The sequence below is a fragment of the Afifella sp. IM 167 genome (genome assembly GCF_020144925.1).
Lineage (GTDB): Bacteria > Pseudomonadota > Alphaproteobacteria > Rhizobiales > Afifellaceae > Afifella.
The window spans coordinates 88642-109218 of sequence record NZ_NSLC01000012.1 but is presented as its reverse complement, the minus strand read 5'-3'; the positions used below and the strand labels follow the sequence as shown (position 1 = coordinate 109218).

Below are 20577 nucleotides of genomic sequence, written 5' to 3'. Positions count from 1 at the left end.
GGCGGCCTAGCCCTGGGGCGTTGCCAGCTTGCGCATGCGCCGGCGCTCCAGGCCGAGCTGATGCTCGCGGTAGATGATGAAGATGCCCGCGGCGATGACGATCGCTCCGCCCGCCCAGACGTTGATGCTCGGCACCTCGCCGAAGACGAAGAAGCCCAGGCTCGTGCCCCAGATGATCGAAACGTATTCGAAGGGCGCGATGGTGGAGGTCTCCGCCTTGCGATAGGCGGCGGTCAGCATGATCTGCCCGACACCCCCCAGAAGACCGCACAGAATGAGCAGCAAGGTGTCGCGCACGGGCGGCAGGCTCCACCCGAAGGGCAGTGTCGCAAGCGCCACCACGCTGCAGGTGAGCGAGAAGTAGAAGACGATCGAGGAGGTCGATTCCGTTGCCGTCATGTAGCGGATCTGGATGGCGATGAGGCCCATCAGGACGGTCGAGGCGAGCGCGCAGACCGCGCCGACAAGCTCGTAATCCTCCAGCCCGCCGGCCGACACCGCTCCGAGGCGCGGCCATAGCACCACGACGATGCCGATGAAGCCGAGCGCCACCGCCGTCGAGCGATAGATGCGCACCGTCTCATGCAGGATGAGCGCCCCCAGAATGACGATGACGAGCGGCGCGGCGTAGTTGATCGCCATCGCCTCCGGCAGAGGCAGGCGCTGCACGCTGACGAACCAGAGCATCATGGAAGCGACGCCGAAGAGACCGCGGCGCGCATGTGCCCACGGATTCCGGGTCTTCACCGCCTCGGCCAGTTTCTTCTGAAAGGCGAGCATCGCGAGCAGAGGAACCAGCGCGAAGGCGGAGCGGAAGAAGACGATCTCGCCGATGGGCACGCTGCCCGCAGCGAGTTTGATGCAGACGAGCATCAGCGCGAAGGTGAATGTGGAGCCGATCTTCAGGAGGATCGCGGCTGAGGAGTTGGTCACCGCCCCTGCCTGTCCGGGACGTGTCCGGCACCGCGCCGGCACGCCTCTTCTTCTTTATGGGTCACCTTGGCCTCGTCATGCCGCACTCTGCTCGCCCGTGACCGCCTGGATCGCTTCCCACACGCGCAGCGGCGTTGCCGGCATGTCGAGATGGCGGATGCCGTAGCCACGGTATAGCGCATCGATGACGGCGTTCATCACCGCTGGCGTCGCACCGATCGTACCGGCTTCGCCCGCCCCCTTGATACCGAGGGCATTATGGGTCGACGGCACGTTGCGCGTTTCGAAGGCGAAGGAGCAGGTGTCCCAGGCGCGCGGCATGGCGTAGTCGTTGAAGGTGGCGGTCAGAAGCTGGCCGTCCTCGTCGTAGACGGTGTTCTCCAAGAGCACCTGGCCGATCGACTGCACGACGCCGCCATGCACCTGGCCTTCCAGGAGGATCGGATTCACCGTCACGCCGAAATCGTCGACGATGGTGTAGCGCAGGACATGGGCGCTGCCGGTCTGCGGATCGATCTCCAGCTCGCACACATGCGTGCCGTTCGGATAGGTCGCTTCGGCCTGCTCGAATTCGCCGACGGCCTGGAGCTTTTCCTTGTCTCCGGCCTTGGCCGCGAGCTCGGCAAGCGAGATCGCCCGGTCGGTGCCGACGATGCGCGCCGTTCCTTCGGCCAGTTCGATATCGGCGGCGGCGGCCTCGAGCTCGTTCGCGGCGAGTTCTTTCAACTGCCCGGCGAGCTTTGTCGAAGCGCGCTCCACTGAAGGCACGCCGAGCGGGATCGAGCGCGAGCCGCCGGTACCGCCGCCTTTTTCCAGCTCGTCCGTATCGCCCTGGCGCACATGGACATGCTCGTAGTCGACGCCGAGCGGGCCGGCGACGAACTGGGCGTAGGCGGTCTTGTGGCCCTGCCCGTTCGACTGCGTTCCGATGAAGAGCGAGACTGAGCCGTCCTCCTCCAGCTTCGCCTTGGCGGGCTCCGATCCGGCGAAGGCGCAGGCCTCCACATAGGTCGCAAAGCCGAGACCGCGCAGCCTGCCCTTGGCGCGGCTCTCCTCCAGCCGGGCCGCAAAGCCGGCGGCGTCCGCCTTTTCAAGCGCCCGGTCCATATGGCCGGCGAAATCGCCGGTGTCGTAGATCCGGTCGGTCACGGTCGTATAGGGCAGCTGGTCGGGCCGGATGAAGTTGCGCCGGCGGATCTCCTCAGGCGACAGCTCCGCCACGCGCGCCGCCTCGTCGATCAGCCGCTCCACCACGAAGGCCGCCTCCGGCCTGCCCGCGCCGCGATAGGCATCCACCGGCACCGTGTTGGAATAGACGCCCTTCACCGTCACATGTGCCGTGCGGATGTCGTAGAGCCCGGTCGCCATGGAGATGCCGAGCCAGGGGATATAGGGGCCGAACTGCGACAGGTACGCGCCCATATTGGCGATGATGTCGACCTTCATCGCGAGGATCCGGCCTTCCCCATCGAGAGCGAAGGCGGCTTCGGTGACGTTGTCGCGCCCCTGCGCGTCCGACTGGAAATGCTCGTTGCGGTCGGAGGTCCAGCGCACGGGCCGGACGAGCGCCTGCGCGGCCTTCGCCACCAGCGGATACTCCCGGTAGGCAAATCCCTTGGGACCGAAGCCGCCACCGACATCCGGCGTGATGACGCGCAGCCGCGCGGGATCCACGTTCATCGCCTTGGCGATGGCGCGGCGCATGCCGTGCACGCCCTGGGAGCCGACGGTGATCGTCCAGGTCTTTTCCTCGGGGTGGAACTCGGCCAGCAGGGCCCGGGGCTCCATGTAGTTGCAGACGAGCCGATTGTTGACGAGCCTCAGCTTCGCCACCTTGGCCGCATCGGCGAAGGCCGCCTCGGTCGCCTCCCCGTCCCCGCGCTCATATTCGAAGGCGAGGTTGGTGCCATGCTCCGGCCAGATGACCGGTGCGTCGGGATCGAGGGCGGTATCGGTCGCCGTCATGACCGGCAGCGGCTCGTAATCGACCTCGATCAGTTCGGCCGCCGAACGCGCCAGGTTGATGTTGTCGGCAACGACGAGTGCGATCGCATCGCCCACATGGCGCACCGTGTCGGCGCACAGCACCGGCACCTCGGCCCGGTTGAGCGGGCCCTTGGTCGGTCCGGCCGCCAGGCAGGGCATGGGGGAAAGATCGGCGACTTCGGCCGCCGTCCAGACGAGATGCACGCCCTCGGCCGAACGCGCCGCCGAAAGGTCGCCGATCGAAAAGCGCGCATGGGCGATGGGCGAGCGTACGAGAAAGGCCGTCAGCGTTCCTTCGGGCTGAAAGTCGCTCGTGTAATGCCCCTCGCCGCGGATGAAGGCATCGTCCTCCACACGGCGCGGATTCGCACCCATGCCAAATTTCGGCGGAGCCATTTCGTTCATGTGACGGGAACCTGTCTTGCGAAGGGATGTGGCGGGGAAAGCTAGGAGCCCCCGGCCGGAAAGAAAGAGCCGTCAGCTTGACGGATCGGCTGCGACAGCGTCAATAGGTCCCGATGCATGGGCCTGGCCGGATGAGTGAAAAGGGTGCCGGCTGGGTGATGCGTTTCGGCGCTTTGCCCGGCAATTTGCGTGGCGCCGCGTGGATTCTCATCGCCACCGTGCTCTTCACCATCATGATGACGCTGATCAAGCTGATCGGCACGCATCTGCCCGTTTCGCAGATCCTTTTCGTGCGCCAGATCGTCATGTTCATCGTCGCCCTGCCGGTGATTCTCTCAGACGTTTCCGGCTCGCTCATCACCCGCCGCCCCGGCCTGCACGGGCTGCGCGTCCTCTTCGCCCTCGTCGCCATGTTCTGCGGGTTCAACGCGGTGGTTCACCTGCCGCTCGCCGACGCGACGGCGATCGCTTTCGCCAAGAGCTTCTTCATCTCCATCTTCGCGATCCTGATTCTGCATGAGGTGGTCGGCATCCGTCGCTGGGCGGCGATCATCATCGGTTTCGCCGGCGTCATCGTCATGCTCGACCCGGCCGGCGGCAGCATCGATCTCTACGGCATCCTCGCCGTCGTCGGCGCGGCGGCGGCCGGCATGGTCATGGTCATCATCCGCCTCCTGTCGCGCACCGATCGATCGATCACCATCCTCACCTGGCAGACCGTGCTCGTCGGGCTGCTGATCTGCCCGCTCGCCATCTGGCAATGGGTCTGGCCGAGCTGGCACGAGGCTCTTCTCCTCGTCGGCATCGGCCTCGTCTCGGTGGTCGCGCAGACCTGCAACATCCAGGCCTACAAGGCCGGCGAGGCGACAGTTCTTGCCGCCCTGGACTATATCCGTCTGCTCTGGGCGACCCTCATCGGCATCACCATCTTCAGCGAAGTGCCGTCCTGGCAGACCCTGCTCGGCTCCGGTATCGTCATCGCCGCGGCACTCTACACCGTGCATCGCGAGGCACGGCGCGGCCAGCGCCTTGCCCGCTCGCCATCGGGACGCGGCTACACGACCTGAAGGCGTTCCGCCCTTGGCGGAATATTCGCCGCCGATGCCGGCTAAGCTTCCGGAACCCGTTTCCCGGCGGCCCGTTTCCGTGTGTCCACGGAAAGGCCGATGCAGATCGAACTCCACGCCCGCGCCCGCCATTGCGGCCTCAGCTATGTCTGCGTCGAGGACCTCTCGATCGAGCGCCGTCGCCACGGTCGCGGCTTCTCCTATCGCGACGGCGAGGGCCGGCTCGTGACCGATCGCGATCTGCGCCGCCGCTTCGCCGACCTCGCCATCCCCCCGGCCTGGAAGGAGGTCTGGCTTGCGCTCGACCCGCACGCCCATCTGCAGGCGGTCGGGCGCGATGCGGATGGGCGCCTGCAGTACCGCTATCACGACGACTGGAAAGAGGTACGCGACGAGATCAAGGCGGAGAGGCTGATGACCTTCGGCCGGGCTTTGCCTGCGATCCGCGAGAAGATCGAGGCGGATCTGCGTCGCCGCACGCTGGACCGCGATTTCTCCGCCGCCGTCGCCGCCCGCCTCGTCGACAAGGCGCTGCTGCGCTCCGGCCACCGCGCCGAGAAAGGCGAGGAATCGGCACGCGGCGCGACCACGCTTCTCAAGCGCGACGTGAAGACGAATGGGCGGAGCGTCTCGCTCGCCTTCATCGGCAAGTCCGGCAAGGCGATCCGCAAGAAGGTGCCCGATCCCCTCCTGCCCTCGCGCCTGCGCAAGCTGAAGCAGATCGGCAGGAAACGCCTCTTCGCCTACCGCACCGAGGAGGGAAAGTGCGCCTATCTGACCGCCCGCGACCTGAATCAATATCTGAGGGATGCGGCCGGAGCCCCTGTCAGCTCGAAGGATTTCCGCACTTTCGCCGCGAGCGCTGCGGCGCTGGAAGAATTCGCCCAGATGGCGCCTCCGCAGACGAAGACGGCCCATCAGCGCGCCATTGCGGCCGTCATGCGCGAGGTCAGCGAAAAGCTCGCCAACACCATGGCCGTGTGCCGGTCCAGCTACGTCCATCCCCTGGTGGTGGAAGCCTTCGAGGCGGGAAAGCTGGAGGCCGACCTCCTCCACGGTCCGCACCGCACGCGCCTTTCGCCCGGCGAGACGGCCCTCATGCGCTTTCTGGAGAAGGAGCTGTCGAGCGGGAACGCGCGGCGACCCACGCCCGTTGATTCGGCCAGGCACGACAAGGAGATGCATCCATGAGCGAGGCACCGATGGAAGAGTTCTTCCGCCTCATCGACGACATCCGCACCTGCATGCTGACGACCCGGGACGAAGGGCGGCTGCGTTCGCGCCCCATGGGCTTTTCCTTCGATCGCGGAACGCACGAGTTTCATCTGCTCACGCGCAAATCCTCCCACAAGGCCGAGGAACTGGCCGCCAATCCGGGGGTGAACCTCGCCTTTGCCCGGCCCGACCGGCACGAATTCGTCTCCGTCTCCGGCCAGGCCTATCTGACCACCGACCACCGCCTGATCGAGGCTGTGTGGACGGAGGACGCGGATGCCTGGTTCAAGGGCGGCAAGGAGGATCCCGAGGCGGCCGTCATCCGGGTCGTGCCCTCCCTCGGCGAATACTGGCACGGACACAACCAGCTCATCCGGCACTGGAATCTGATCCGTGCCAAGCGTGCCGGCGAAGAGCCGCATCTGCAGGAAAACAGTCAGGTAACGCTTTAGCGTCACCATGCCCCTCGGGCCGCCTCAAGACGAGGCGGATGAGAGACGCCGCCGCACTCTGCCGGCCGGCATTCGGGGGAAGCACGGTTGAGTGAGAACGAGAGCGCAGGCATCCACCCTTTGTGGGTGCTCGCCACGCCGGTCGTGGCGGGCGCCTTTGTCCTTGGCGAACATCTGCATCTCTTTACGATTGAGACGATGGCGATGGGAATCCTCGCCGCCTTCCTGCTCATCGCAACTGTCTTTTCCGCGGTCCATCACGCCGAGGCGATCGCCCTGAAGATCGGCGAGCCGCTCGGCTCGCTGGTGCTCGCCGCCGCCGTCACCGTCATCGAAGTCTCGCTGATCATCACCATCATGCTCGCCTCGGCCGGCAGCGGCGCCGACGTCGCCCGTGACACGGTCTTCGCCGCGGTCATGATCGTTCTCACCGGCATCGTCGGGGCCTGTCTCCTGGCAGGCGGCATTCGCCACCACGAGCAGGGATTCCAGGTGAGCGGCGCGACGGGTGCGCTCAGCGTTCTGGCGACACTCGCCACGCTGACGCTCGTCCTTCCCAATTTCACCGTCGCCGTGCCTGGCCCCTATTATTCCACCGCCCAGCTCGTCGGCGTCGCGGCCGTCTCCCTCGCCCTCTATTTCGTCTTTCTCTTCGTCCAGTCCGTGCGCCATCGGGATTTCTTCCTGGACGTCAACCAGGGTGAAGAGGAGGGCCATCCCAAGCCATCGGCCATCACCACGGCGACCAGCGTCGTCCTGCTGCTGGTCGCGCTGATCGCGGTGGTGCTCCTCGCCGAAGGACTCTCGCCCGCGGTCGAGCGCTTCGTCTTCCGCGCGGGCTTGCCGGCATCCTTCGTCGGCGTGGTGATTGCGGGGGTCATTCTGCTGCCGGAATCGATCGCAGCCTTCCGGGCGGCAAGGGCGAACCACCTTCAGCGCAGCCTCAATCTGGCGCTCGGATCGGCGATGGCGAGCATCGGCCTCACCATCCCCTCCGTCGCGGCGGCATCGATCCTGCTGGATGTTCCGCTGGGCTTGGGGCTGGAGCCGGAGGACACGGTGCTCCTCATCCTCGCCCTCTTCACCTGCACGCTCACACTGGCGACCGGCCGCACGACCGTGCTGCAGGGCGGCGTCCATCTGGTGATCTTCGCCGTCTTCCTGATCATCGCCGCCGTCCCGTGAGCATAAGGCTCCCGGCACACGCCGCCACGTCGCGCGAAAATGCGCCGACGGAGCCGCGAGGCAGCGACCTGCGGGGAAGGAGAAAAAAACGGTGGAGAAAGGATAAGGGGCGGCCTCGCCGCCCCTCAGCTCAGGTGAAGTTCCGCGTGATGACCGTCGCCGATACGGGATCGGCCCCGTAGGTCTCGCCTTCCTCTAGCGCGAGAATCTCGCTGAGGCGCGTGCGGGCGCGGCTGACACGGCTCTTGATGGTTCCGACGGCGCACTGGCAGATCTCGGAAGCTTCCTCGTAGGAGAAGCCCGAAGCCCCGACGAGAACCAGCGCCTCGCGCTGATCGTCGGGCAGCTGCGCCAGGGCGTCGTGAAAGTCCTGAAGGTCCATGTGGCCGGTCTGCGCCGGCTGGGAAGCGAGCCGCGCCGCGTAGGCGCCCTCGGCATCCTCGACCTCGCGGCCCTTCTTGCGGACCTGGGAATAGAATTCGTTGCGCAGGATGGTGAAAAGCCAGGCGCGGAGGTTGGTACCTTCCTGAAAGGTATGGAACTTCGCCCATGCCTTCATCAGGGTTTCCTGGACAAGATCGTCCGCGCGCTCACCGTTGCCGCAAAGCGAGACGGCAAACGCGCGCAGGTTCGGAATGGCGGACAGGAGTTCCTGTCTCAGTGCCTCGGATACGGCCATGTATGATGGGGTGGGTGCTTAGCTGCGACGAGTCTTGGTGGAAGACTGCTCGAGCTGCTCCAGGAGATCGATAAAGCGCTGCGGAACCGGCTCATTCACCACATCGTCATAGGCTGCACGCAAATGCTTGCCGATCTGGCTCTGAATAAGCGGGTGCATGCTGCTATGATGGCCGTTGCCATCGGTAAACATGGTGTCCTCCTGCGAGCGACCGCTTCCCTCCCGGTCTGATTGATCCATTCATTCAACTCCGTACGAGGTTAATTCGAGCGCAGGCATGTGGTTCCGTCTGTACAGAAAATTTCCCGGCTCAATGAACGGCAGACGGGCCGGACGCCGGGTGATCGGCGATGTCTCATCGGGCCGCGCTTCGCGCGCATATCGCTTGGCCAACAAGGCACCCTGCTTAACGAATGGTAGCGTGAAAACGGTTAGCGGGACGTTTACAGGCCTTGGGTTCCATGAACTATCGCGCCTTGTCAAATAGAAATGAGGCGGAATTTGGCGCATTTCCCAGCTGACCCCCGACCCGTCACGGCCTGCCTTCCGGCCGGCCGGAGCCCTTCCCTTCAGCCTGTCAGAGGCCGAACCAGAGCGCGATCGCTCCCAGCGCCACGATAACCAGCGCCGTGCCCCATATCAGCGGTACGCGGTTCGTGGCACGCTCGTCCCCCTGCCTTGCGCTGGTCTCGGTGATTTCTGGATCGGCCATGTCTTTCTCCTTGGTTTGCCGCTGCGCCGGTAGGACGCAGCCTGTTGCCTTCCGGCAAACGTCACAATCCTCGCTCTGAGGGTGGACAATTCGTGTCTGGCGATGCTGCGGGCGTGTGACGCCCCCACCTGACACACTTGCAGGCCGGTCATGCGACCAGGCCCGCAGCCGGCTCTTGCCTGGCTTTCTCGCGGACAACGTCGCGGGAGCGCAATGCGTTGCAAAACAAACAGGATTTTCGTTTCGGCCGATTTCACCGATGCAAGGGCAAATGCTGAAGGCGGAGCGTCGCCGCAGCAAAGGCTGCTGCGCCTTCGTGGCCGGAAGCCTGTCCTCTAGTCCCGGTCTTCGTCGGCGGTGGTGAGCGATTTGGAGCCGGCCTCATCATCCGCGATCGCCGGCGCGAGCACGGAAAGCGCGCCCGGATGCTGGCGGATCTGAAGGGGGCTCTTCAGCGTCACCACTTCGCCATCGACGGAGGCGCGTGTTTCATTGCGCCGGAGCACGATCGTGAGTTCCCTCACCTCGCTCTCTTCCACCACCGAACTGCCGACGAGCCGTCCGAGTCCGAAGGCGGCCGCGATCTCCAGAAGATCCGTCCATTTGCGCGAAGTTGCGAAGTAGAGCCCCAGCCGCGCCGCGCGCGGATCGTCTGCATAGGGAAGATGGCCCTCCCCGAGCGGATCGTTGCTCACGACGAGGACCGGGGTGGTGATGTCGCGTCTCTCGCCAGCGGCGTCGATCTGTGCGCGAATGAGTGGTGGACGCCGGAGCGCCATCCGCAGCGCCTTGGCGCTGGCGAGCATCTTGCCGACGCGCGAGCCATAGCTGAGCTGTTCGCGCAGACGGATCATTTTCGGATGCAGGCCGAGCGTCACATGGTGGACGAAGAGGCGCCCATTCACCTCGGCGATATCGACATCGGCGGGCGCGCCCCGGGCAAGCGCCTCGGCCGCTTCCATCATGTCCAGCGGCACGCCGAGGGATCGCGCGAACAGGTTCATCGTCCCGAGCGGCAGGATGCCGAGCGTCTTGCCGCTGCGGAAGGCTTCGCTGGCGGCGAAGGACACGCTGCCGTCGCCGCCGCCGACGACCACGGCGTCGATCTCCTCGTCCACGAAGCGGGCCTTCATCGCCTCGATGGCGCCCGCGCCGCCTTCCCAGTGCATGGCCACGCTGTGGCCAGCAGCCTCGAAAACGCCGGCGATCCGGTAACCGAGGGAACGCTCGCAGCCCTTGAGACTGCCTGAATCCGAATTGAGGACGAGAGCGATCCTCAGGGGCGCGTCCACGCGGCTCGGCGCGTCCTCTCCGTCGTCACCCTCGTTGGACACCAGATGCTCCCCCCACCCCGGCTCATCCGGGCCGTTCAACCGGCTTTCAACAGCTCGCTCTGCGACTTCATGATCCGGCTCTCGTCCTCCTGCTCGATCAGGTAGGCCGGATTCTCCTCGTCGGCGAGGCGCACGATCTCGTGGCCTTCCAGGGTTCGCCGGACAGGCTGCTTGTAGATTTCGACGACGCGGCCCTTGCTGACAGCCGCGCCCCAGCGCCATTCGACCCGCTGGCCCTTGTGAAATTGTTGACCCATTCAGTTCGGCCGACTCGCGGCCATTTCCTTTCTCTTTTCTGGCGCCGGCATGCCCGGACAATTCAGGCTTTTTCGGGCCGGCTTCACTTCTTTTCGGCCTCGCCCCGTTCCTCGCGCGCCTCTTCCTCACGGCGCTCGATAATCTCGTCCGGGCGCGTCAGACGATCCTCCGGGGCAAGACCATAGGCCTCCGGGTCGCCTTCGCCCGTTCCTTCCGCCGAAAGGGCGGACAGAAGCTCCCTGCCCCGCGCGATCAGCGGGTCCATTTCATTGCCGCGATCGATCGAGCGGCGCACTTCAAGCTCCCCCACCATCGCTTTCAGCGTCTCGCGCCGAGCCTCCAGGCTGCCGCGGGCGGAGTGAGCGAGAGCCTCCATGTCGTCGAGCGTGATCGGCTGGGAAAAGCCCGGCTCGTCCGCATCTCCCCCGACCGCATAGTCGGCGGCAGTCGGAACACCGGGCCCGTCATGGCGTTCAGTCATCTCAGCTTTCTCCTTACGGGAGCAGAATGCTGCCGGCCGGAAGCTTGTTCCGAGATCTCCAAGAGACACTTGCCGGCGCTGGCGCCGGATTTCCGCCATCGCCGGACTTTCACCATCAAGGACCGCACCTGTGAGCAATGACGAAGAGGCACCTCTCCGCAACGATCGCCACCCCCCAGGGTCAACCGACGCCACACCCCGCCAGACCCGGCTTGAGCGTGCCAACGGCCGCGAGGGCCGCGCTCACGATTCCTCCGGCCTCACCGCGCGCGAGGCCGAGAGCGTGCAGGAGCGCGTGCGCCTGTCCGTCCCCGCTATCTACGAGATCGTCCGCCAGGAAGGCGAAGAGGAGATGGAACGGCCAATTTCCTCTCTATGGTGGTCGGGGCTTGCCGCAGGCTTGTCGATCGGATTCTCCCTGCTCGCGGAGGCCGTGCTGCGCCATCACCTGCCGGACGCGCCCTGGCGGCCGCTGGTGGAGAATTTCGGCTACACGGTCGGCTTCCTGATCGTCATTCTCGCCCGCCAGCAGCTCTTTACCGAGAACACCATCACCGCGATCCTGCCGCTTGCGGCGGAGTTCAACCGCACGAACCTTCTCTGCGTCGTGCGGCTGTGGAGCGTTGTCTTCATCGCCAACATGGTCGGCACGATCGGTGTGGCCGCCTTCAACGCCGCCCTGCCGGGCACCGTGCCGGAGGTCCTCAGCACCATGCTCGAGATCAGCCGGGAGATGATGGACAAGGGCTGGCTGGAGATGTTCGTGCGCGCCATCGGCGCCGGCTTCCTCATCGCCGCCATCGTCTGGATTTTGCCCAGCGCCAAAGGCAGCGAGTTCCTCGTCATCCTGCTCTTCACCTACATGATCGCCATTTCCGAGTTCACCCACATCATCGCCGGCAGCGTGGAAGCCTTCCTGCTCGTCGCGCATGGCGAAATCGGCATCCTGCACATGCTGTGGGGCTTCACCGTGCCGGTGCTGCTCGGCAACATTCTGGGCGGCACGGCCCTGTTTGCCATGCTCGCCTACGCGCAGGTGAAAGAGGAGATCGAGTAGCCTTTAGGGCGGGCTCTCGCTTAGCCGGTTGAGCAAAAACTCCGGCCGGCGAACCTGCAGGCCCGGAACCGTCAGCCGAGCGATTCCGTTTTCCATTCAGATCAACCGATGTGGAGAACGTCATGAATTGGGATCGTGTGGAAGGCAACTGGAAGCAGTTCAAGGGCAACGCCCGCACGCAGTGGGGCAAGCTCACGGACGACGAGCTCGACCAGGTCGAGGGCAACCGTGAAGTGCTCGCCGGCAAGATCCAGGAGCGCTACGGCATCGCCAAGGACGAGGCGGAGAAGGAGATCGACGCCTGGCTCGCCCGCCACTGACCGGGCACGGCCTTCGGGCCGAGCCACAACAATCTCTCAAGGGGCCGGCACCGCCGGCCCCTTTTGCTTGTCCGCCTTTTGCATCTTGGCGGGCCGGGGCAACGCCGACTTCTCGCCCCGGGACAGGATGCGCGTTGACCGTTTGCGCGCCGCCTCTGTATCTGACGCCCCGATCCCTCTAGGAATGTGTCTGCCTTGCTTGACAGCGCGGCAGCTTCTCGGCTTCGCAGGGCTTCAACGATGAACGGCTCCATGACGGCAGAAAGACCATCCGCATTCGCCATCTGGTGGCAGGCCGCAAGGCCGCACACCCTCAGCCTCTCGGTATCGCCGGTTCTGGCGGGCCTGGTGCTGGCGCTCGCGGAGACGAGCCGGATCGACGTGCCCGTCGCCATCGTGACGATGCTCGCCGCCATCGCCATCCAGATCGGCACCAACCTCAACAACGACGCCGCCGATGCCGTCAACGGCACGGACCAGATCGACCGCGTCGGCCCGGCCCGCATCACCCAGAAGGGCTGGGCGAGCCCGCGTCAGGTCTTCACCGCCGCCCATATCGCCTTCGGTCTCGCAGCTGTCGGGGGGATCTATCTCGTCGCCGTCGGCGGCCTGCCGATCATGGCGATCGGCATCCTCTCCCTGATCGCCGGCTACGCCTATTCCTCCGGCCCCTGGCCGATCTCCCGCAGCCCCTGGGGCGAAGCCTTCGTCATCGCCTTTTTTGGCCTCGTCGCCGTGGCCGGCAGCTTCTATCTGCAGACGGGATGGGTTGACCTCGCAGCCGTCCTTTTCGGCCTCGTCGTCGGCCTGCCGGCGGCCGCCGTGCTACTCGTCAACAACACCCGCGACCGCGAGACGGACACCCTCGCCGGCCGCCAGACGCTGGCGATCCGCGTCGGCCCGGACGGGGCGAACCGCCTCTATGGGCTGCTCCTATGGGCAAGCTTCGCCGTGCTCTTCTGCCTCTCGCTGCTCGGCTTTCCGGGCGTGCTCCTGGGTGTTGTCGCAATTCCCCTGGCGCGGAAGGCGCAGCGCGATTTCTCCGCGGCGCATCTGCCGGTGGATTTCAACCAGTGTCTGGCGCGCACCGCCGCCTTCCAGATGGCGCTCTGCGCCTCCGCCTCGATCGGCCTCGTCATCATCGGCTGAGAAAGCTCAGCCGCGCTTCGTCGCCAGAAACCGGCGCGAGCTCCGCTCCAGCGCCACGCAGGTCAAAATCCCTGTAGAAAAGGCGCCGGTGTCGAGATTGATGCGGTTGGCGTGCACGCGCTGGCGCTCGCGCGGCGTATGGCCGTGGACGACGCAAAAGCCGAAGTCCTTCTGGCTCGAAAGAAAAGGCTCCCGGATCCAGACGAGATCCTGCTCTTCCTGCTCTTCCAGCGGCCGGCCGGGGTTAATGCCGGCATGCACGAAGAGATAATCGCCGATCCGCTCCATCGTATCGAGGCCGCCGAGAAAGGCCGAGAGGTCGGGACCGAGCGCCATGGCAAGCGCGTCCCGGCAGTTTTCGAGCGTCGCAGGGCGCGCATTGCGCGGCGGCTCGACCCCGAAGGAGAGCATCGTCGCGGCTCCCCCTTGGCCGAGCCAGTAGGTGAGGAGTTCCGGCTCGCGCAGCGCCCGGATCAGAATGTCTTCGTGATTGCCCTTGAGACAGACGCGCCGCCCGCAGACCGAGGAAGAATCGGCGAGAAACCGAAGCACCTTTTCAGAATCCGGGCCGCGGTCGACATAGTCGCCGACGAAGACCTCGACGCATTCGTCGACCGGCCTCGCCTGAAGATCGGCCTCCATCGCCTGATGGAGTTCGCCGAGAAGATCGAACCGGCCGTGGATGTCGCCGAAAGCATAGACGCGGCAGCCCTCCGGGACGGAAAACCGCGAGAAGTCTTCGTCTTCGGGAAAAGCAACCATGCCCTGATATGGGGGGCCGCGGCGCGGCCCGCCAATTTCATTGTCCCCGGGCCGTCCTATCCGAACTTGAAGAGGATGCCGAAGCCGCCGCGCGGATAGTTCCATTCGATGTCGCCGGTGTCCGCACAGACGATCCGGCATGTGCCGCATTCCATGCAGCCGTCGGGGGTGACTTCCACCTGCCCCTTGTCGTTGAGGGCGTAGCAGCCCGCCGGGCACATGCGCGTCAGGGCAAGCAGCGCCTCGGTGGGCATTTCGTGAGGCTTTACCTTCACATGCGGGCGGCCCGCATCCACCACGAACCGGTTGTAATAGAGCTTTTCCTCGACCTTCACGCTTTCCCCCGTCTCTGCCCCTGTCGTCGCGGCATTCGCCTTCTCGGAAGTTCTTGTCATCGCCATGCCCTCGCCAGTCTGTAGGCGTCGCCCAGAAGCCCGCCGAGCCCGCGGCTCTTGCGGAAGGCGGCCATGATCTCCTTCTCCTTGGAACGCTTGTCGGTGCCGTCGACGCGGAACCAGGTCTGCGCCGCCTTGGAGACGAGCTGCGGATAAAGGCCGAAGAGTGCCTTCTTGTTGCCGTGCAGGAAGCCCGGCAGCTTGCGGTACTTTTTGAGGTCCTTCAGCACGAAGGTCTCTTCCAGCCGCTTCTTGTAGAGCGCCAGGTTGGTCGCGCTGAATTCCTGCCGCGTGCGGTTGAGGCGCACGATCGTCTCGCCGGCGATCCGCCCCGTGGTCATCGCCAGGTTGGAGCCCTCGCGGTGCGCCGCATTCACGAACTGGCCGGCATCGCCGACGATCACCCAGCCCTCGCCGAAGAGCGAGGGGATGGCGTTGTATCCGCCTTCCGGGATGAGGTGGGCGGCATATTCCTTCACCTCCGAGCCGGCGAGAAGCGGCCGGATCGCCGGATGCGCCTTGAACTTCTCCAGGAGCGCATAGGGCGCCTCGCCGCTTTCCTTGAAGTCGGAGACGAGGCAGCCGATGCCGACGGAGATCGATTCCTGGTTGGTGTAGAGGAAGGCGGTGCCGGTCATCCCCGAGGTGACGGTGCCCATCGCCTCGATGACGGCGCCCTCGTCCCCCTTCAGGTTGAAGCGCGCCTCGATCGTCTCGCGCGGCAGGAAATGCATCTCCTTCACCGCCAGGGCGACCGTGTCCGGCTTCAGCTCGTCGCGCAGCCCGGCGCGCTGTCCGACCAGACCGTTGACGCCCTCGGCGAGCACCACGACGTCGGCCATGACGGCGCCCTCGTCCCGGTCCGTCAGGACACCGATGACCTTGCCCTGGGTGTTGCGGATGAGTTCCTTCACCGTCGTCTCGCAGATGACGGTGGCGCCGGCCTCGCGGACCTTCTGGCTGAACCACTTGTCGAACTGGGCGCGGATGATGGTGTAGCGGTTGGGCCGTTCCTCGTTGAAGTCCTCCGAGCGGTAATGCACGCCCGTATAGGAGGTGTCGTCGAGCATCCACATGCGCTGCTCGATGATGTGGCGCTCCAGCGGCGCATCCTCGCGAAAGCCCGGGATGAGCTTTTCCAGCGCGTCGGCGTAGAGGATGGCGCCCTGCACGTTCTTGGAGCCGGGATATTCCCCCCGCTCCAGCTGCAGGACCTTCAGCCCCTCCTTCGCCATGGTGTAGGCGGCGGCATTGCCCGAAGGCCCGGCACCGACGACGATGGCATCGAAGCGTTCTTCGACCATTTTCTGTCTCCTATCCGGCGAGGCGGTTGACCGAGAGGCGCCGCGAGAATGCCCGCGTCAGGGCGGGAAGCACCTCGAGCGCGTCGGCGACGATGGCGAGATGGGCAAAGTCGAGAATCGGGGCGTTGGGGTCGGTATTGATCGCCAGGATCATGTCGGCGCCCTCCACACCCACACGGTGCTGGATCGCGCCGGAGATGCCGGCGGCGATGTAGAGCTTCGGCCGGATGGTCTTGCCGGTCTGACCGATCTGCCGGTCGGAGGTGATCCAGCCCTTCTGCACCAGCGGGCGCGAGCCGCCGTATTCGGCCCCCAGCACCCGAGCGAGATCCTTCACCAACTGGAAATTCTCCGCCGAGCGCAGGCCGAGCCCGCCGGCGACGACGATATCGGCATAAGCGAGCTGCACCTCATTGGAATCGCGGTCGGCGATGAAGCGCAGGACCTTGGTGACGATGTCCTCCTCGCGCATGTCGAGCGGATGCTCCACGACGCGGCCGGTTCTGCCGGCCTCGCGCTGCGGCATCGCCATGACGCGCGGGCGCACCGTCGCCATCTGCGGGCGGAAGTTGAGGGTGTGGATGGTGCACAGCAGCGAGCCGCCGAATGTCGGGCGCGTCGCCGCCAGCGAGCGCTCGTCGTCGATGGCGAGCTCCGTGCAGTCGGCCGTCAGCCCGGTCGCCAGCGTCGTCGCCACGGAGCCGGCGAGGTCGCGTCCGAGCGTGGTGGCGCCCAGAAGAAGGATCTCCGGCTTGAAGGTGTTGACGAGGTCGGTCAGCGCCTTGGTGTAGGGCTGGTTGCGGTAGTGCTCCAGGATCGGGTCGGCGATCAGATAGGTGAGATCCGCCCCGTGCTCCCAGCATTCGCCGGCAGCGGCCAGAAGCTCTTCGCGGTCGCCGCCGACCAGGAGGCCGGCGAGCTCCACGCCGAGCTTGTCGGCGAGCTTGCGGCCCTCGCCGAGCAGCTCCAGCGACACCGGATGGATCGCTCCGTGTTCGTATTCGATGAAGACCCAGACATGCCGGTAGGCCTTGAAGTGCTCCGGCAGCTCTTTGCGCATGCCGGCGCGACCGCCGGCGGGCTGGGGCTTTTTCTGGGGCGCGTCGGTCATCGCCATTCCTCCTGCTGTCCGGCAGCGAATTCCCTGAGATCGGCCTCGACGGTCGGATGGCGGGCGAAGATCTCGTCCATCGCCGCATCCGCCAGTTCCTCGAAGGACATGCCCGGCTTGCCGATCTCCTCGGCTCTTTCGGCCCGCGGCGTCGGCGCGAAGACGCGCTTGACGACGGTCGGCGAGCCGCGCAGGCCGCAGCTCTGCACGTCGGGCACGCCGGCCGCTTCGGCGTTCCAGGTGGTGATCTCCGCATTGGCGGCCCTGAGCGCGCTGGTCAGTGAGCCGCGGCGCATCTCGTTGGAGCCTTCCAGCATGGTGATGAGCACCGGCAGCTTCGTCTGCAGCACCTGCACCCCGCCTTCCGCGCGCCGCTCCACTTCCACGATGCCCTTCTCGGTATCGACGTCGCAGATGGCGGCGACATAGGTGAGCTGGTTGAAGCCCATGCGGGTGGCGATGCCGGGTCCGACCTGCGCCGTGTCGCCGTCGATCGTCTGCTTGCCGGCGAAGACGATACCCACCGGGCCCCAGGTCTCGCCGATCTTCTTGATGGCGGACGACAGCGCGTAGCTCGTCGCCAGCGTGTCGGAGCCGGCGAAGAAGCGGTCCGTCAGGAGCACGGCCCGGTCGGCGCCGAACGTCAGCGCCTTTCTTAGGCTGTCCTCGGCCATCGGCGGGCCCATGGTCAGCACCGTCACCTCCCCGCCGAGCCTGTCGCGCAGGCGCAGCGCCTCTTCCAGCGCGAAGAGGTCGTAGGGGTTGATGATGGTGGGCACCCCCTGCCGCATGATGGTGTTGGTCACCGGATGGACGCGGATCTGGGCGCTGTCCGGAACCTGCTTGATGCAGACGACGATGTGCATCTTTCTCACCCTCGGTTGCGTCCGGCTCTGGCCGGAGCTGCCTTCAGGAAGGAGGATCGCAATCCGCGTGCCAATCCGCACTTACCTGCAGGCATCTGAAAACAAACGATTTTCTCAAAAACGCGGCCGACAGGGCCGAACGCTGAAACCGGACGAAGCTGTCGCAAACCCGACAGAGCGCCCATCAATCCTGGCCGGTCAGGCTGGAGAGCGGCACGAAGGGCCGGCGCGGCGACGGCTTCTCGCCGGTGGCGTCCTTCAGCACCTTGAAGACGCGCTCCTTCAGCGGCGAGGAACGGGTGAAGTCGGCATAGGCGCGCTGAAGATGCGCCCGGCAGGCGGCCTCCGTCTCGGCCTCGCCAAGCCCCGCCAGGCTGTCGCCGGAAAGATACTCGCCCATGCGCTTGAGGATGTGCAGGCGCGCCACCCGCAGGACCTCGGGGTCGTACGCGACGCCGAGCGTGTCGAAGAACTCCTCCGCCGAGGAGAGCGTGCCGAGCTTTTCGAGGATGTCCATCAGGCCTCTTCCCTTGAGCTGAAGGCGGCCGTCTCGTCCGCCAGCATGTCGGCGTAAAGGTCGGCGATCTCGCAGATGGCGACGGCGCGCTTGGCCGCCGCCGCGCGTCGTTTCACCCGCTCCAGAAGCCGCTCGGCCGAGCATTCGTCAGCGGCGATGCCGAGCGTCGTCAGGGCATGCTTCAGCGCCGCCATGCCGGAATGCTTGCCCAGCACGATGGAGCGGGACCGGCCGAAGCGGGCCGGATCGACGCCCTCATAGGTGGCCGGGTCGCGCAGCAGCCCGGAGACGTGGATGCCGGATTCGTGCGTGAACACCGCCGCGCCGACGATCGACTTCGCCGCCGGGATCGGCCGGCGCGCCGCCAGGGCGACGAGGTCGGCGAGCGCGCCGAGCCGCGTCGGGTCGATGCCGGTGCGGAAGTCGGTGACGTGGTCGATGACGGCCGCGACCTCTTCCAGGGGCGCGTTGCCGGCGCGCTCGCCGAGACCGAGGACGCAGACGGAGGCATGGCTGGCGCCCGCCTTGATGGCGGCGAGCGTGTTCGCGGTCGCCAGGCCGAGATCGTCATGGCCGTGGAATTCCAGCCCGATCCCGCTGGCCCCCCGCAGGCGCTCGAAGATCGCGTGCGTGGCGAAGGGATCGAGGATGCCGACCGTGTCGGCGAAGCGGAACTTGGTGGCGCCGGCCGCCTCGGCCGTCTCGATCGCCCGCAGGAGGAATTCCGCATCGCCCCGGCTGGAATCCTCGCCGCCCATGAAGACCTCGAGGCCCCGGCCCCGGGCATAGGGGATCACGTCGCGGATGCGCGCGAGCACGTCCTCGCGGCAGGTGCCGAACTTCGCCGCGATCTGCCGGTCCGACATCGGCACGGACAGATTGATGGCGGCAAGTCCCGTCGCCACCGCCGCGTCGACGTCGCGCCGCGTCATCCGGCACCAGCTGACGGCGCGCGCCGTGGTGAGCGCCGCGCCCACGGCGGCGATGCTCTCAATCTCGGCGCCGCCCATCGCCGGCGTGCCGGCCTCGATCTCGTCGACGCCCGCCGCTTCCAGGGCGAGCGCGATCGCCACCTTCTCTTCCGGCGAGAACGCGACGCCCGGCGCCTGCTCGCCGTCGCGCAGGGTCGAATCGTTGATCAGGATGCGGGGAAGCTGCGCGAGCATCAGGCGACCTTTCGGAGCGAGGCCCGTGGCGCGGGGTGGAGCGCCGCGGCCGCTTCCTCCACGGCGCGGCGGAAGGGCGTCGGCCCGCACAGCTTGTCCATCGCCGCCGGCAGGGCGGCGAGCGCCCGCTCGATGTCCTCCGCGTCGTTGTCGCGCGAAAGCGAAAAGCGCACCGCACCGAAGAGGAGGTCCGTCTTGAGCTTCATCGCCTTCAGGACATGCGAAGGCTCCATCATGCCCGAGGCGCAGGCCGAGCCGCCGGAGACGGCGACGCCCATCTGCGCGAGGAGGACAAGGAGCCCCTCCCCGTCCACCTTGTCGAAGGCGATCGAGGCGGTGTTCGGCAGCCGGTTCGATGTGTCCCCGAGGACCGTTGCATGGGGGAAGAGTTCGGCGATGCCGGCCTCCAGCCGGTCCCGCAGGCCGGCGATCCGGTCGCTGTCGGTCAAGAGATGCCATGCGGCAAGGCTCGCCGCCGCGCCGAGCCCGGCGATCCCGGCGACGTTCTCCGTGCCGGCCCGGCGCCCGCGCTCCTGCTTGCCGCCGCGAATGAGCGGCGAGAAGGCCGTGCCCTTGCGCACGAAGAGCGCGCCGACGCCCTTCGGCCCATGGAACTTGTGGGCCGAGAGCGACAGGAAGTCGGCCGCCACCGCCGAGAGCCGGACCGGGACCCGCCCGGCAGCCTGCACGGCGTCGGTATGGAAGAGCGCTCCCGCCTCGTGGGCGAGATCGGCGAGTTCCTCCACCGGGAAGAGCGTGCCGGTTTCGTTGTTCGCCCACATGATCGAAGCGAGCGCCGTCTTGGGCCCGAGCGCGGCGCGATACGCCTCCATGTCGAGCCGCCCGCAGCCGTCGACCGGGATGACATGGACCTTGATGCCCCGGCTCTGGGCGAGATGGGCGCAGAGCGCGAGAACCGCCGGATGCTCGACGGCGGAGGTGACGATCTCGTCGCGCCCTTCCTGCGTTGCAAGGGCCGAGAGGATCGCCGCGTTGTTCGCCTCCGTGCCGCCGGAGGTGAAGACGATCTCGCTTTCCTCCGCGCCGATCAGCGCGGCGACGGCGGCGCGGGCGCGGCCGAGCACGGCCTTCGCCGGCTGGCCGTGGCCGTGCAGCGAGGAAGGATTGCCGAACTCGCCCTTCAGGAAGGGAAGCATCGCCTCCAGCGCCAGCGGGTCGAGGCGCGTCGTGGCATTGGCATCGAGGTAGACGGGACGCACGGG

At 66.4% G+C, this 20577-nt stretch carries 23 protein-coding genes; 7 read left to right on the top strand and 16 right to left on the bottom strand.

What is annotated here, in order from left to right:
- Nucleotides 1–6 precede the first annotated feature (6 nt).
- The gene (locus CLD20_RS18725) at nt 7–933 is read right to left on the bottom strand and encodes a DMT family transporter (protein WP_224408190.1); all 927 of its coding nucleotides are present in this window, start codon (nt 931–933) and stop codon (nt 7–9) included.
- 75 nt (nt 934–1008) lie between these two features.
- Nucleotides 1009–3294: a xanthine dehydrogenase family protein molybdopterin-binding subunit gene (locus CLD20_RS18720; protein ID WP_224408189.1), complete on the bottom strand. Its 2286-nt coding sequence runs from the start codon at nt 3292–3294 to the stop codon at nt 1009–1011.
- 161 nt (nt 3295–3455) lie between these two features.
- On the opposite strand from CLD20_RS18720, the gene CLD20_RS18715 reads away from it, so the two are divergent.
- From CLD20_RS18715 to CLD20_RS18700, 4 genes are all read left to right on the top strand, one after another.
- Nucleotides 3456–4391, top strand: coding sequence for a DMT family transporter (locus CLD20_RS18715; RefSeq protein ID WP_224408188.1), 936 nt, complete (start codon nt 3456–3458; stop codon nt 4389–4391).
- Nucleotides 4392–4490: 99 nt separating this feature from the next.
- Nucleotides 4491–5582, top strand: coding sequence for a DNA topoisomerase IB (locus tag CLD20_RS18710; protein ID WP_224408187.1), 1092 nt, complete (start codon nt 4491–4493; stop codon nt 5580–5582).
- On the top strand, nt 5579–6058 hold the full coding sequence (locus CLD20_RS18705; RefSeq protein WP_224408186.1) for a pyridoxamine 5'-phosphate oxidase family protein: 480 nt from the start codon (nt 5579–5581) through the stop codon (nt 6056–6058). Before CLD20_RS18710 ends, CLD20_RS18705 begins: the two co-directional genes overlap by 4 nt.
- Before the next feature lie 87 nt (nt 6059–6145).
- Nucleotides 6146–7243 carry a calcium:proton antiporter gene (locus CLD20_RS18700; protein WP_224408185.1) on the top strand — a complete coding sequence of 366 codons (1098 nt, stop codon included), beginning with the start codon at nt 6146–6148 and terminating at the stop codon, nt 7241–7243.
- 130 nt (nt 7244–7373) lie between these two features.
- On the opposite strand, the gene CLD20_RS18695 is transcribed toward CLD20_RS18700, so the two are convergent.
- The 6 genes from CLD20_RS18695 to CLD20_RS18675 all read right to left on the bottom strand — a co-directional run bounded on the left by CLD20_RS18695 (nt 7374) and on the right by CLD20_RS18675 (nt 10707).
- Nucleotides 7374–7922 carry a sigma-70 family RNA polymerase sigma factor gene (locus CLD20_RS18695; protein WP_224408184.1) on the bottom strand — a complete coding sequence of 183 codons (549 nt, stop codon included), beginning with the start codon at nt 7920–7922 and terminating at the stop codon, nt 7374–7376.
- A gap of 18 nt (nt 7923–7940) precedes the next feature.
- Entirely contained in the window at nt 7941–8162 is a 222-nt protein-coding gene (locus CLD20_RS18690; RefSeq protein ID WP_224408183.1) for a NepR family anti-sigma factor, read from the bottom strand.
- A 337-nt stretch (nt 8163–8499) separates the two neighbouring features.
- Nucleotides 8500–8634, bottom strand: a complete 135-nt coding sequence (locus CLD20_RS20295) for a hypothetical protein (protein ID WP_255599987.1) — start codon at nt 8632–8634, stop codon at nt 8500–8502.
- A 335-nt stretch (nt 8635–8969) separates the two neighbouring features.
- Nucleotides 8970–9968: a diacylglycerol kinase family protein gene (locus CLD20_RS18685; RefSeq protein ID WP_224408182.1), complete on the bottom strand. Its 999-nt coding sequence runs from the start codon at nt 9966–9968 to the stop codon at nt 8970–8972.
- A 35-nt stretch (nt 9969–10003) separates the two neighbouring features.
- Complete coding sequence (locus tag CLD20_RS18680) at nt 10004–10225, bottom strand: DUF2945 domain-containing protein (protein ID WP_224408181.1); 222 nt, start codon at nt 10223–10225, stop codon at nt 10004–10006.
- Between the two features lie 83 nt (nt 10226–10308).
- Nucleotides 10309–10707 (bottom strand): hypothetical protein, encoded by a 399-nt coding sequence (locus CLD20_RS18675; protein ID WP_224408180.1) that lies wholly within the window; start codon nt 10705–10707, stop codon nt 10309–10311.
- A 130-nt stretch (nt 10708–10837) separates the two neighbouring features.
- Here CLD20_RS18675 and CLD20_RS18670 point away from each other — a divergent pair, with 130 nt between their 5' ends.
- The 3 genes from CLD20_RS18670 to menA all read left to right on the top strand — a co-directional run bounded on the left by CLD20_RS18670 (nt 10838) and on the right by menA (nt 13233).
- Entirely contained in the window at nt 10838–11764 is a 927-nt protein-coding gene (locus CLD20_RS18670; protein WP_224408179.1) for a formate/nitrite transporter family protein, read from the top strand.
- 122 nt (nt 11765–11886) lie between these two features.
- Nucleotides 11887–12084 (top strand): CsbD family protein, encoded by a 198-nt coding sequence (locus tag CLD20_RS18665; protein ID WP_224408178.1) that lies wholly within the window; start codon nt 11887–11889, stop codon nt 12082–12084.
- Between the two features lie 252 nt (nt 12085–12336).
- The gene (gene menA / locus CLD20_RS18660) at nt 12337–13233 is read left to right on the top strand and encodes a 1,4-dihydroxy-2-naphthoate octaprenyltransferase (RefSeq protein ID WP_224408177.1); all 897 of its coding nucleotides are present in this window, start codon (nt 12337–12339) and stop codon (nt 13231–13233) included.
- Nucleotides 13234–13239: 6 nt separating this feature from the next.
- Here menA and CLD20_RS18655 read toward each other — a convergent pair whose 3' ends face one another.
- The 8 genes from CLD20_RS18655 to CLD20_RS18620 form a co-directional block, all read right to left on the bottom strand.
- Nucleotides 13240–13995, bottom strand: coding sequence for a metallophosphoesterase family protein (locus tag CLD20_RS18655; protein WP_224408176.1), 756 nt, complete (start codon nt 13993–13995; stop codon nt 13240–13242).
- 56 nt (nt 13996–14051) lie between these two features.
- Nucleotides 14052–14390, bottom strand: coding sequence for a ferredoxin family protein (locus tag CLD20_RS18650; protein WP_224408175.1), 339 nt, complete (start codon nt 14388–14390; stop codon nt 14052–14054).
- Nucleotides 14387–15694, bottom strand: coding sequence for an FAD-dependent oxidoreductase (locus tag CLD20_RS18645; protein ID WP_224408174.1), 1308 nt, complete (start codon nt 15692–15694; stop codon nt 14387–14389). Before CLD20_RS18645 ends, CLD20_RS18650 begins: the two co-directional genes overlap by 4 nt.
- 10 nt (nt 15695–15704) lie before the next feature.
- Nucleotides 15705–16805, bottom strand: a complete 1101-nt coding sequence (locus tag CLD20_RS18640) for an electron transfer flavoprotein subunit alpha/FixB family protein (protein ID WP_224408173.1) — start codon at nt 16803–16805, stop codon at nt 15705–15707.
- Nucleotides 16802–17671 (bottom strand): electron transfer flavoprotein subunit beta/FixA family protein, encoded by an 870-nt coding sequence (locus tag CLD20_RS18635; protein ID WP_224408172.1) that lies wholly within the window; start codon nt 17669–17671, stop codon nt 16802–16804. The genes CLD20_RS18640 and CLD20_RS18635 overlap by 4 nt, the downstream gene beginning before the upstream one ends.
- Before the next feature lie 184 nt (nt 17672–17855).
- Nucleotides 17856–18188, bottom strand: coding sequence for a nitrogenase stabilizing/protective protein NifW (nifW, locus tag CLD20_RS18630; protein ID WP_224408171.1), 333 nt, complete (start codon nt 18186–18188; stop codon nt 17856–17858).
- Nucleotides 18188–19354 carry a homocitrate synthase gene (gene nifV, locus CLD20_RS18625; RefSeq protein WP_224408170.1) on the bottom strand — a complete coding sequence of 389 codons (1167 nt, stop codon included), beginning with the start codon at nt 19352–19354 and terminating at the stop codon, nt 18188–18190. The genes nifW and nifV overlap by 1 nt, the downstream gene beginning before the upstream one ends.
- Nucleotides 19354–20574 (bottom strand): aminotransferase class V-fold PLP-dependent enzyme, encoded by a 1221-nt coding sequence (locus CLD20_RS18620; RefSeq protein WP_224408215.1) that lies wholly within the window; start codon nt 20572–20574, stop codon nt 19354–19356. The genes nifV and CLD20_RS18620 overlap by 1 nt, the downstream gene beginning before the upstream one ends.
- Between the last annotated feature and the right edge of the window lie 3 nt (nt 20575–20577).